The following is a 12,034-nucleotide window of genomic DNA, read 5'->3' on the forward strand; positions in this document are numbered from 1 at the left end:
GCGCCGAACCTCAGGCCGCGCAGTCGGTGCAGATCAGCTGGCCGTTCTTCTCACTGGCCAGCCGGCTGCGGTGGTGCACCAGGAAGCAGCTCGAACACGTGAACTCGTCGGCCTGCTTCGGGATAACCCGAACCGAAAGTTCCTCGCCGGACAGGTCGGCACCTGGTAGCTCGAACGATTCGGCGGTTTCCGCCTCATCGACATCGACCACCGCCGACTGTGCTTCGTTACGACGAGCCTTGAGCTCCTCTAACGAGTCCTCTGACACATCGTCGGCGTCGGATCGCCTCGGAGCGTCGTAGTCGGTAGCCATGCGTCCATCCCCTTATCAACATCTCGTCATCAAGCTTCTGCATAGGCGCAGCAAGGCTTTGTACCAGGCTGAAACGGACATCACAAACTATTAGTGCCCGGATCTCGTCGGTTCTTTGTGTGATTTGCATCACACGGTAGTGGACGCCCGGTCTATTTCGTCGTCTGTCGCCTGGAAGTCCGCTGGCCTAGAGTGCCATCCGTGGTCGCAGACATCACCGAGGGCACCTCGGTAGACAAATACGGGCGCCCGTTCCGCCGCCGGAACTATTTGCCAGCCCTATGCGTAGGGATAGCGCTCCTGGTCGTCACCGTGTTCGTCTGGGCCTCGGCGCTCACCCGGGAAGCGCCGGTCAAAGAGGCGACGGCATGTAACCCGCCCGCTCAACAGACCGAACCCGGCTCCGGGACCATCGGTAAGCCGGTGTCGCGGTCCGCGCTGTCAGGAACCAGCCCCGCCATGCTCAACGACGTCAAGGCGCGTGTCCTCAACGCCAACGGCCAGGCCGGTCAGGCCGGGGACGTATCCGCCACGCTGCGCGACCTGGGATTCCCCTCACCGACCGCCGATAACGACCCGTTCTACCCCAGCGGATCCCGCCTGAACTGCGTCGGACAGATCCGATTCGGGGAGTCCGGGTACGCCAACGCGCTGACGCTTTCGCTAGTCGCGCCGTGTGTGGAATTCATCGAAGACAACCGATCCGACAACTCGGTGGATCTCGCCCTTGGCAGTGAGTTCACCGAGCTTGCCTCAGGCAATGCGGTCACCTCGGCGCTCAACAGCCTCAAGTCCGGTAACCAGGCCAACTCCGACCTCATCACCCGGGCTCGCCAGAGCACCTGCTAGCCGGGAATCGGAGCCATCGCGCCGATATCGGCGAGGAGCTGACCGAACTCCTCGGCGATTCCAGGGGCCGCGGCCGAGATGAGGGCGCCGTCGGCGCTCACCGCATCCTTGCCCGGCAACACCAGCACGGCGCCGGCCTCACGTGCGATGAGGGCGCCTCCCGCCCAGTCCCACGGTCCCAGCCCATGTTCGTACTGGGCATCGACACGGCCCTCGGCCACCGCACACAGATCCAGCGCTGCAGACCCGATCCGCCGCACGTCACGCACTTTGGGCAACACCTGGGCGACCAGCTGTGCCTGACGTTCTCGCCGCACCGCCGAATACGCGAAGCCCGTGGCCACCAGGGCAAGCCGCGTCTCCCGGATCGGATTGCACTCCAACGGCCACTGCAGGCCATTGGCCTCACGCACCGTGGCACCGTGGCCTGACGCCGCCGAGAAGACGCGATCGGCCGCGATATCGGCCACCGCAGCCGCCACCGTCACTCCGTCGACCTGTGCGGCCACCGACACGGCGTAGGCAGGAATGCCGTAAACGAAGTTCACCGTCCCGTCGATCGGGTCGATCACCCAGCGCACGTGCCCCGCGCCGGCCTCCAGCGACGAACCGCCTGTCTCGCCGTCCTCCTCGCCCAGGATGGAGTCATCGGGGCGCAACGCCGATAGCCGGCGGCGCAGCAGCCGTTCACAGTCTGTGTCCACCAGGGTCACCGGATCGGTATCGGAGGTCTTGGTCCGTACGGAGGACGCCCAATCGGCGCTTCCCCGACGATGCCGCACGAATTCGGCGGCCTCCGAGGCCAGCCGTACCGCCACCGAACGCAGCGCTCCCGCTTCGATTCCCACGCGTCTATCGCAGCACAGGCGCGAGCAACACGCGCGGCGTCCCCCGGGGCATTAGGGTGTCACTCGCATTCCGTGCATTCCGGCTGTGTTCGCGGCCCGATCCGCGAACCAGATAGACCCAGAACCAAGGAGCGCCGATGACCGCCACCGAATCCGGACTGGCCGCACCCGCGACGGGAGCCGGCACGTCCGAGCAGCGCGGTTTCGGAATCGACGTCGGCGGCAGCGGCATCAAGGGCGCGATCGTGGACCTGACAACCGGCGAGATGATCGGCGAGCGGGTGAAGTACCCGACTCCCCAGCCCGCCACGCCGAAGGCCGTCGCAGAGACCATCGCCACAGTCGTGCGTGATTTCTCGTGGACCGGACCCGTCGGTGTGACCTACCCGGGTGTGATCGTGCATGGCGAGGCACGCACCGCCGCGAACGTCGACAAATCATGGCTGGGCGTCAACGTCCACGACATCATCAGCGCCGAATTGGGTGGCCAAACCGTTGCCGTGCTCAATGACGCCGATGCCGCCGGGCTCGCCGAGGATCGGTACGGCGCGGGCAAGGATCAGTCGGGCGTCGTCGTGCTCTTGACGTTCGGAACCGGGATCGGATCCGCGGTCTTGCACAATGGAATCCTGTTGCCCAACACCGAGTTCGGACACATCGAGGTCGGCGGCATGGAGGCCGAGCATCGTGCCGCGTCGTCGGTCAAGGAAAAGAACGACTGGAGCTACAAGCAGTGGGCGCCCGAGGTCACCAAGGTCTTGGAGGCGGTGGAGAACGCACTGTGGCCCGACCTGTTCATCGTGGGTGGGGGCATTAGCCGTAAGGCCGACAAATGGGTGCCGCTGCTGACCAATCGCACCCCGGTGGTGGCCGCCGCTCTGCAGAACACGGCGGGAATCGTCGGCGCGGCGATGGCGGCACACGCTGGCGTTTCACCTTAGCTTTTTCACAGGTTCTGCGGTGTTGTCGTTACAATGGCAGACAGCGATGTAACACCTAGCCGCACGCGGGTCCCCCACGTTCGCGGCGAACATCAAGCAGACAGCCGAATTCTCGATTTTGCATGCCCATGCTCGTCGACGAAGCAGCCAGGAAAGGGCGTCAGTGGCAGCCACGAAAGCAGCAGCTCCGGAAACCGAAGCGGCCAAGAAGGCACCGGTGAAGGCTGCCGTCAAGGCACCGGCCAAGAAGGCACCGGCCAAGAAGGCGCCCGCGAAGGCTGCGACCAAGGCCCCCGCCAAGAAGGCCGCGCCCGCGAAGAAGGCAGCACCCGCCAAGAAGGCCGCGGCCAAGGCAGTCGATCCCTCCCTCGAGCCGCAGGGCAGCCCCGAGGACGCCGACATCGAGCCCGGCGAGGATCTGGACCCCGACCTCGCCGACGACGTGGACATCGAGGCGGACCTCGCCGAGGTTGCCGCCGATCCCGAGCCCGAGGCTGAGGCTGAGGCCGAAGGTGACGAGCCCTCCGAGAAGGACAAGGCCTCAGGCGATTTCGTCTGGGACGAGGAAGAATCCGAGGCGCTGCGCCAGGCCCGTAAGGACGCCGAGCTCACCGCTTCTGCGGACTCGGTGCGCGCCTACCTCAAGCAGATCGGCAAGGTGGCCCTGCTCAACGCCGAAGAGGAAGTTGAGCTGGCCAAGCGGATCGAGGCAGGCCTTTACGCCACCCAGATCGTCACCGAGCTGACCGAAAAGGGCGAGAAGCTTCCGGCCGCACAGCGCCGTGACATGTCCTGGATCTGCCGTGACGGCGATCGCGCCAAGAACCATCTGCTGGAGGCCAACCTGCGCCTGGTGGTTTCGCTGGCCAAGCGCTACACCGGTCGCGGCATGGCGTTCCTGGACCTCATCCAGGAAGGCAACCTGGGTCTGATCCGCGCGGTCGAGAAGTTCGACTACACAAAGGGTTACAAGTTCTCGACGTACGCGACCTGGTGGATCCGTCAGGCCATCACCCGCGCGATGGCCGACCAGGCCCGCACCATCCGTATCCCGGTGCACATGGTCGAGGTCATCAACAAGCTCGGCCGCATTCAGCGTGAGCTGCTCCAGGACCTGGGCCGCGAGCCCACACCCGAAGAGCTGGCCAAGGAAATGGACATCACGCCCGAGAAGGTGCTGGAGATCCAGCAGTACGCGCGTGAGCCCATCTCGCTGGACCAGACCATCGGCGACGAGGGCGACTCGCAGCTCGGCGACTTCATCGAGGATTCCGAAGCCGTGGTCGCGGTGGACGCGGTGTCCTTCACCCTGCTGCAGGATCAGCTGCAGTCGGTGCTGGAGACGCTTTCCGAACGTGAGGCCGGCGTGGTGCGTCTGCGGTTCGGTCTCACCGACGGCCAGCCGCGCACGCTCGACGAGATCGGTCAGGTGTACGGGGTGACCCGTGAGCGCATCCGGCAGATTGAGTCCAAGACCATGTCGAAGCTGCGCCACCCGAGCCGTTCACAGGTGCTGCGCGACTACCTGGACTAGGTCCTTTCCGCTCTGCGCGGGGACGGGACCTACGGGTCTCACAGTGGGCTGACAGCACAGTCACAGGTTTCGATCACGGTAAGAACAACTGGCGAATTCGGAACCTGTCACCTCTACTGTCGAAACTCCTGCTAGACGCACAAATATCCGCGAGGAGCCCGTCTCGTGATCAAACTTCTCATCTTTACCCTTGTGGGTCTTGGCGCCCAGATCGTCGACGGAACGCTCGGGATGGCGTTCGGGGTCACGGCGACGACCCTGCTGGTGTTCACCGGAGTCGGTGCTGCCCATGCGAGCGCCGCCGTACATTTCGCGGAGGTCGCCACCACCCTCGCGTCAGGTGTTTCGCACTGGCGGTTCGGCAATGTCGACAAGCGAGTCCTGCTGCGGCTGGGCGTACCCGGCGGCATCGGCGCGTTCCTCGGTGCGACCGTGCTGTCACGGTTGTCCACAGAATCCGCAGCCCCGATCACGGCGGGGATTCTGCTGGCCATCGGCGTCTACCTCATCTACCGATTCAGCACGAACCCGCCGCGTGGCAACTACGCGCCGACGACGCCGTTCTCGGCGAGGTTCCTGGCCCCGTTGGGTCTGTTCGGCGGATTCATCGACGCCTCCGGTGGCGGCGGCTGGGGGCCCATCACCACAAGCACCTTGCTCACTAGCGGGAAGGCCGCACCCCGCACGGTGATCGGCTCGGTGAGCGCATCGGAATTCATCGTTGCCGTCTCGGCGAGCATCGGATTCCTGTTCGGCCTCGGCTCCGAGTTCTTCAACAACCTGATCGTGATCGCCGGGCTGGCCCTGGGCGGTGTGATCGCCGCGCCCATCGCGGCCTGGCTCGTCTCGCGCGTCAACTCGGTGGTGCTAGGCACCGCAGTCGGCGGCATCCTGGTGCTCACCAACGCCCGCACCCTGCTGCGGTACTTCGACACTCCCGACTCGGTGCGTGCACCCATTTACCTGGCGATTGTCATCGCCTGGGTGGCACTGGTCGCGTACACGTGGCGCAAGGCCACACTCACCCCTGCCGAAGCCTCGGGAGATCTCAGCGAGATCGCAGCGGGTGCCGAATCCCAAGGGGCGCTGGCGGACACGCCCGGCGAGGACATCGCTCCCGCACCCAAATAGCACAGCCCACAACCAGACCCGCACAGATCGAAGCGCGAATGGAGTAGCCCGCTACGCATGTCGAGCGGATGCCCACTCGCACAGCATGGTGCCACCCCGGTGACAGTCATCGGGCTGGAATCGAAGGACACACCATGACCGCAACACTGGAGAAGGAAGTGACCGCGCCGGCGCCCCTGGACGGCGAGGTCGCCGACCGGCGCAGCAAGTTTCGCAAGCTGACTGCCGAGACCGCCAAGGACCCGTACGCAGAACGAGCCTTCCTGGCATCGAAGCTGGCTGTGCTGCAATCACATCCGAAGCTTTCGGCGGCCACCCGCCGCGAGGCCGAGGAAACACTGGCCGAGGCTGCCGGAGTGGCGGACATCGCCGAACTAGCTGCGGGGATAACCCCACCTCCGGGCGGTGTCGGCTACGGCATGTTCTACACGAACAGCTTTCGTACCCGCTTCGCCCGCGGTACCTCGTTCTACTACGAGATCGTCTGCCCGCACCAGCCCGGTGGAAACGTCGCCGACTACCTGTATCTGACCGCCACCAACCGGGCACAAAAGGGCGTCGAGGCGTTCGTTTCCTATCACGCGCAGGACATCGCCCGCTTCAAGGTGTTCGACTGGGCACGGTCGGATCACTGGCAGACCGACATTCCGTTCGCGAACCTGACGGCGTACCTGCGCAGCACCTCGTCGCACGGCTGGGGTCTGCAGACCCTGCTCGTCTGGAATCAATCGTTCGAAATCGCACCGAACCGGTGGCGCAACGAGGTGCTGCTGCACAACCGTGCGGCCAACCGTTGGGATCTGGTGTACCGCTTCGACTATCAATCCACGACCGCCGAACAGACCTCCGGCTGGGTGGGCAGCTGGGGACCGATCGTCGAGACGTTCCAGAACAGTTACACCAATACTCGCTGGCTGGGATTCCTCAACACGATGCTGGTGGGCCGCGATGCGGCCGGAACCTGGGGCCAATGGGCGCTGCTGCGCGCAGCCGACTCGACGATTCGCAATGACGGACATGGATTCTCGCCACTGTTCCTGGACCCGAATTACTCTTTCGTGGTGAAGAGTTGATCGAGCAGGAGCAGCTGATCATGAGTGATAACGGATCACCTCCCCCTCCCGGTACCGGGCCCATCGCCGACCGGCGGCAGGAGTTCGAAGAACTCAGCCGCCGGCACCGGGAAAGGGCGGATGAGCGCGCGTTCATCGAGCACAAGATCGAGATCGTCACGAGCGATCCCGATCTCAGCGCCGAGGAAAAGGCTGCCGCGATCGCGGAGCTGCGGCGCGCGCTGGACTGACGGTCGCGACACCCCACGGCGCGGACCCACCGGCGACAACAACCTTGTCGGTGGGTCCGGCCATACTGGGCAGCGTGGACGCCAAGAGCCTTGCAGCATTACAACTCCCGAGCGTGACGATGAGAGCCAGTCTCCGAACAACGCTGCCAAGCCTCGCTTAGTCCACGGCCGCTTCATCCGTCAAGTACGGTCTCCATACTCCGTGGCTCCCCAAGCTGCGCAGCAACGGCGAAACCAGCTCTCCAACAATGGCTAGTGGTCGGCACTGCAACTCAAGCAGCGAAACCGTCGTCACGCGATCGTAGTTCGGTGCGGTGTACCGCTGGCCTCTGCCGAGCCCAGACCGTTCGTACAAGGTGTAAGAGCCGACGTCATTCAAACCCCACACGACAAGTGCAATTCTCCAGGAGCCATGAAAGTTGAATTCATCTGCAATCAAACGCAATAGGCGAACCAATAGATCGATATGACCGATGATCATGGTCTCGAATGCGACAGTGATGCTCGGATTGGGCGACACAACAGTTCTTTCCAACATCAGTGCGATGGTCCCGGATTCATTGAAGACAAGCTCCGCAGCATCGCCCCCGCCAACGAACCGCTCTCCGCCGAACATGCCGACAGAGCAGGACACCCCTCCCGCGCGGCGGAGAAATGTGCTCGGACGACGAAGGGTCGGCGCGAAATTCTGAATTTCGGGGATTGCAGCTCCGGTTGTCAGCCTCAGAACCGTCTTTTCCCAGTTTTGGTCATCGCTCAAGGGGACTAGGAACTCCGAGCGCGCGCCCACTGGCTCGGCCCGGACCATCATCAGATCCGAATCGGTTGTCGCGCCCGATGCCTCAGCAAGCATCGCGTTGCGCGCTTTGAGAAGGATGTCGTCCTGCTCAGCGACTCGCATTTCATGAAGTCGCACCACTTCAGCATTGGGTAATTGCCGGTTGGTCTTGTCCCCGCGACCGTAGTAGCGGCCATCAGCCATGTGCGGGGCGCGAGGTGATGGCGGAACATGCACAACAAGATAACCACGCCCTGAATCTTCAGCCGATGGGATGCACGTCGCGGAGAGCATTACCGGTTCATCCACTTTCAGGCGCGCGATCTGCTCTACACGTTCAGGTAGACCACTCAAGTCATTGGGGTGCAGTGACGGCGGCACTGTGTCCTCATCAACGCCGATGAGGATCGTCCCACCGTCGAGCGCGAACGCTGCGATGTCCTTCGCGAGCCCCTTGTTGGCGCTGTCCCCCTTCGCAACTTCTCGTTTCAGATCGAGGTAATGCGTCTCCTCGAGAAGCCCGCTCTCGGCGGCACCCCGAATCTCTTCTTCCGTACGCAGGTTCCAGATATTACCGGGAGTCTCCACGTAACCAGTATTGCAGGGAGCCTGACTAACACTACTCGAACTGGCCAGTTCACTGTGGGCCTCCAACTTCGCACATTGATTCTCAACATTAGCTCGATGAGAACTTTCATGCCATCCGACACCGAAGTATTACTCACGGATACCCAGGATCGAGACGAAGGGCGTTGGTGTGCTTCACCAATCACGGAACGGAATCGTGGAATTCCAGATATCGGGTGCAATTTCGCTATCAGGGGCCATACCATCACGCTTCTTAAAACGTACTGCTCGCGTGTAATCAAACAAAGAAAGAAGTTTGAGTTCTTTGTGGGCCGTGGGACCTATAGTTATCGACTCGATACAGCCATCCGGAATCGGGATGAAAATCTGCGGCACCATTCCGTATCGATGCGGGGTGAACGTATCTGGCTTGCCGTTGACTTCGACGATTCGGACTTCGCATTCTTCTCGGAAGCTCCCATCTTTCAGAAAGGCGGCGTGCACAGTCAGATCTTTGGATAGCATCCACCGGCGTAGCTCGTCGTCACAGTCCGCAACGAACGGAAGTAATCGCTGGCGGAGGGATTTCGCATAGTTAACAACTTCATTTGCATATGCTTCATAGCGATTTTCGTTTTCGTCAACATTTATGCGCTCATCACCATCCGCGGGGTAATGCACCCTCCGCATAACTCTGTTTTCTCCAAGACTTTCCAGGAGCATCTGCGTATTGAATCCGATGCAGTAACCCTCTCGCGCATATCCACGCCACTGACTTAGCTGGTCCCGCTTTTCTGATAGGCACGCGATATGGCAGTGCATATATCTTTCAGCCTCTTTGGTGGCGAGGCTAATTTCGTCCAACTCTGCTATTTCTGCCCTATTTGCAGATTTCGAGGCGTCGATGATGTCACTAACCATTGGAGGTTCTCCCTCCTCCAAAGCACGTTTCAGATTGTCGAGATTCTCCTGCGCAAGCTCAGCCTGACGACGCGCCACCGTCCCCCGGACAACTAAGACACCAAGCTTGAGTTCTGAAGTGTCGTTTAGGAAGCGAGAACCGGTGGCCCAGAGCTGTCCGCTCTCCCAAATACCGTGCAGACCAACTATGTCCGTGTAGTGGTACACGGACTTCGGCAAGTCTGTATCAGACGTGACTTCTAAGGGGCGACTATTCTCTGACATCGGTGCGGATGCTATCTGCATGAGTGACTCCAGACACGACCTTGCCGTCAACGAGCAGCCTGATTTGACTCGAGGTCATAACTCTAGGGCTTGGTGTCGGTGGGTCCGGCCATACTGGGCAGCGTGAGCACTGTCGGCCATTGCTTCTTCGACACCGCCATTGGCGCCTGCGCCATCGCGTGGAGCGACAACGGCATCGTCGCGTTGCAGCTGCCCGAGAATGACGATGCGGCCACCCTGGCCAGGATCCGGCGTCCCCCGGGGAGCGAACTTACGCCGCCGCCCTTCGTGGCCGAGGCGATCGACGGCCTGACGCGAGTCCTTGACGGTGAGGACGACGACCTGCAGTGGGTTCAACTGGACCTTGACGGCATCACCGATTTCGATCGCGAGGTCTACGCGGTGACAAGGGCCATCGGCCCCGGCTCGACCCGCAGCTACGGTGAGGTGGCGGCAGCCGTCGGTGCACCTGGCGCAGCACAGGCCGTCGGACAGTCATTGGGCCGCAATCCGATTCCGTTACTTGTCCCCTGCCATCGTGTGCTCGCCGCCGATCACAGCCTGCATGGCTTCTCCGCCTACGGCGGTGTCGTCACCAAGCGCGAACTACTCAGACTCGAACACGCCCCGGGTTTCGACGACCCGACACTGTTCTGACGCAAAAGCCACCCTGCGGGTCTACGCTCTAGCGCATCAAGCTCCAGCCAAACGCATCGGGAGACCTCATGACCGGTTTGTATGTAGCTGCACTTCTCATCGGTATCGTCGCGGGCCTGCGCGCGATGACGCCACTTGCCGTTTTGAGCTGGGCAGCATTCGCCAAATGTCTTCTGGTGGAGGGTACCTGGGCATCGTTCTTGGCGAGCCTGATCGTCGCCATCATCGCCACGGTGCTGGCCGTCGGCGAGATCGTCAACGACAAGCTGCCCAAGACGCCGAGCCGCAAGGCGCCGCCCGCGTTCGCGGCACGGGTGGTGCTGGGCGCCTTCTACGGGGCGGTCCTCGGCACCCTGGCGGGCGGCACCTCTCCCGGACTCATCATCGGTCTGGTGCTCGGCGCCATCGGTGCGGTGGTCGGCACCCTGGGCGGGGCCTGGGCTCGGGGCAAGCTGGCCGAAGCCTTCGGTAAGGACCTGCCCGCCGCCCTGACCGAGGATGCGATCACGGTTGCGGCGGCCGTGGCGATCACCCTGGTGCTCGCCACGTGAGCACACATTTTGACGCCGTCGTCGTGGGCGCCGGCCAGGCCGGCCCGTCCTTGGCCGCCCGCCTACGCAGCGCGGGGATGACGGTGGCGATCGTGGAACGCCATCTATTCGGCGGCACCTGCGTGAACACCGGCTGTCGCCCCACCAAGGCGCTCGTCGCCAGCGCGCATGCCGCCCATATGGCACGCGATGCCGCGCGGTGGGGCGTGGTCGTCGATGGCGCGGTGAGCATGGACATGGCCCGCGTGCGCGAACGCAAGGATTCGGTGATCCTGCCGTCCCGCAATGGCGGTGAGAAGTGGCTCAAGGATCTGGGCTGCACTATCTACCACGAGCACGCACGCTTCATCTCCCCCACCGAGCTCGCCGTCGGCGACGAAATCATCTCCGCCGACAAGGTGTTTCTGAATGTCGGCGGCCGGGCGGTCGTGCCGGACTGGCCCGGTGTCGACGATGTTCCGCTGTTGACCAACAGCTCACTCATCGAATACGACGGCATCCCCGAACATCTCGTCGTCATTGGCGGCAGCTATGTCGGGCTGGAATTCGCGCAGATCTATCGCCGGTTCGGCAGCCAGGTCACCGTGGTGCACCGCGGGCCACGGCTCGTGGAACGTGAAGACCCCGACGCCTCGGCGATCATCCAGGAAGTCCTGGAGCGTGAGGGAATCTCCTTCCGGCTCAACGCCTCCTGTATCAGCCTGTCCCGCACGAACAATGGAGTCGGGGTCGGCGTCGACTGCACACAGGGCGCGCCCGAAGTGGTCGGCTCTCATGTGCTTGTCGCGGTCGGGCGCCGGCCCAACACCGACGACTTGGGTCTGGAGAACGCCGGCGTCATCACCGACGATCGTGGATACATCACGGTCGACGACCAGCTGCGCACCAACGTGCCGGGCATCTGGGCCCTGGGCGACTGCAACGGCCGCGGGGCGTTCACACACACCTCATACAACGACTTCGAGATCGTGGCCGCGAATCTGCTCGACGACGATCCGCGACGGGTCACCGACAGACTGCCCTGCTATGCCCTGTACACCGATCCGCCGCTGGGGCGCGTCGGCATGACCGAGACGCAGGCGCGCACTTCGGGACACTCCGTACTCGTCGGCCGCAAGCCGATGAGTCAGGTCGGCCGCGCCCTCGAAAAGGGCGAAACCGACGGCTATATGCAGGTTTTGGTCGATGCCGACACCGATCTCATCCTGGGCGCAACCATCCTCGGGGTGGGCGGCGACGAGGTGGTGCACTGCCTGCTCGACACCATGCAATACGGGGTGCCCGCACGACAACTTCAGCGCACCGTGCACATCCATCCCACGGTGGCGGAGTTCTTGCCGACGATTCTGGGTGATCTCCAACCGCTCGCTTGATCTC

At 63.0% G+C, this 12,034-nt stretch carries 13 protein-coding genes; 9 read left to right on the plus strand and 4 right to left on the minus strand.

Features of this window, described 5'->3' with window-relative positions:
* Window positions 1-10 precede the first annotated feature (10 nt).
* Entirely contained in the window at window positions 11-313 is a 303-nt protein-coding gene (locus BB28_RS14780; RefSeq protein WP_005057245.1) for a DUF4193 domain-containing protein, read from the minus strand.
* A 201-nt stretch (window positions 314-514) separates the two neighbouring features.
* Here BB28_RS14780 and cei point away from each other — a divergent pair, with 201 nt between their 5' ends.
* A complete protein-coding gene (gene cei / locus BB28_RS14785) occupies window positions 515-1,162 on the plus strand; it encodes an envelope integrity protein Cei (RefSeq protein ID WP_046255851.1) in 648 nt (215 codons plus the stop codon).
* Here the strand turns inward: cei and BB28_RS14790 are convergent.
* Entirely contained in the window at window positions 1,159-1,989 is an 831-nt protein-coding gene (locus tag BB28_RS14790; RefSeq protein WP_046255852.1) for an inositol monophosphatase family protein, read from the minus strand. The two genes, cei and BB28_RS14790, sit on opposite strands and share 4 nt — an antisense overlap.
* A gap of 158 nt (window positions 1,990-2,147) precedes the next feature.
* On the opposite strand from BB28_RS14790, the gene ppgK reads away from it, so the two are divergent.
* The 5 genes from ppgK to BB28_RS14815 all read left to right on the plus strand — a co-directional run bounded on the left by ppgK (window position 2,148) and on the right by BB28_RS14815 (window position 6,919).
* Entirely contained in the window at window positions 2,148-2,951 is an 804-nt protein-coding gene (gene ppgK / locus BB28_RS14795) for a polyphosphate--glucose phosphotransferase (protein WP_046254048.1), read from the plus strand.
* A gap of 91 nt (window positions 2,952-3,042) precedes the next feature.
* Window positions 3,043-4,485: an RNA polymerase sigma factor gene (locus BB28_RS14800; protein ID WP_418039948.1), complete on the plus strand. Its 1,443-nt coding sequence runs from the start codon at window positions 3,043-3,045 to the stop codon at window positions 4,483-4,485.
* A gap of 165 nt (window positions 4,486-4,650) precedes the next feature.
* On the plus strand, window positions 4,651-5,616 hold the full coding sequence (locus BB28_RS14805; RefSeq protein WP_046254050.1) for a sulfite exporter TauE/SafE family protein: 966 nt from the start codon (window positions 4,651-4,653) through the stop codon (window positions 5,614-5,616).
* A 134-nt stretch (window positions 5,617-5,750) separates the two neighbouring features.
* Entirely contained in the window at window positions 5,751-6,689 is a 939-nt protein-coding gene (locus tag BB28_RS14810) for a hypothetical protein (RefSeq protein ID WP_030093787.1), read from the plus strand.
* A 20-nt stretch (window positions 6,690-6,709) separates the two neighbouring features.
* Window positions 6,710-6,919, plus strand: coding sequence for a hypothetical protein (locus BB28_RS14815; protein ID WP_046255853.1), 210 nt, complete (start codon window positions 6,710-6,712; stop codon window positions 6,917-6,919).
* A gap of 157 nt (window positions 6,920-7,076) precedes the next feature.
* Here BB28_RS14815 and BB28_RS14820 read toward each other — a convergent pair whose 3' ends face one another.
* Window positions 7,077-8,285 carry an AlbA family DNA-binding domain-containing protein gene (locus BB28_RS14820; protein WP_046254051.1) on the minus strand — a complete coding sequence of 403 codons (1,209 nt, stop codon included), beginning with the start codon at window positions 8,283-8,285 and terminating at the stop codon, window positions 7,077-7,079.
* Window positions 8,286-8,459: 174 nt separating this feature from the next.
* Window positions 8,460-9,449, minus strand: coding sequence for a DUF2971 domain-containing protein (locus BB28_RS14825; protein WP_064393514.1), 990 nt, complete (start codon window positions 9,447-9,449; stop codon window positions 8,460-8,462).
* Window positions 9,450-9,548: 99 nt separating this feature from the next.
* On the opposite strand from BB28_RS14825, the gene BB28_RS14830 reads away from it, so the two are divergent.
* The 3 genes from BB28_RS14830 to BB28_RS14840 all read left to right on the plus strand — a co-directional run bounded on the left by BB28_RS14830 (window position 9,549) and on the right by BB28_RS14840 (window position 12,030).
* Window positions 9,549-10,106, plus strand: a complete 558-nt coding sequence (locus BB28_RS14830) for a methylated-DNA--[protein]-cysteine S-methyltransferase (RefSeq protein WP_046255854.1) — start codon at window positions 9,549-9,551, stop codon at window positions 10,104-10,106.
* Between the two features lie 68 nt (window positions 10,107-10,174).
* Window positions 10,175-10,657 carry a membrane protein gene (locus BB28_RS14835; protein WP_046254053.1) on the plus strand — a complete coding sequence of 161 codons (483 nt, stop codon included), beginning with the start codon at window positions 10,175-10,177 and terminating at the stop codon, window positions 10,655-10,657.
* On the plus strand, window positions 10,654-12,030 hold the full coding sequence (locus BB28_RS14840) for an FAD-containing oxidoreductase (RefSeq protein WP_046254054.1): 1,377 nt from the start codon (window positions 10,654-10,656) through the stop codon (window positions 12,028-12,030). The genes BB28_RS14835 and BB28_RS14840 overlap by 4 nt, the downstream gene beginning before the upstream one ends.
* Window positions 12,031-12,034: the final 4 nt, after the last annotated feature.

The organism is Mycobacteroides chelonae CCUG 47445 (assembly GCF_001632805.1).
GTDB classification, from domain to species: domain Bacteria; phylum Actinomycetota; class Actinomycetes; order Mycobacteriales; family Mycobacteriaceae; genus Mycobacterium; species Mycobacterium chelonae.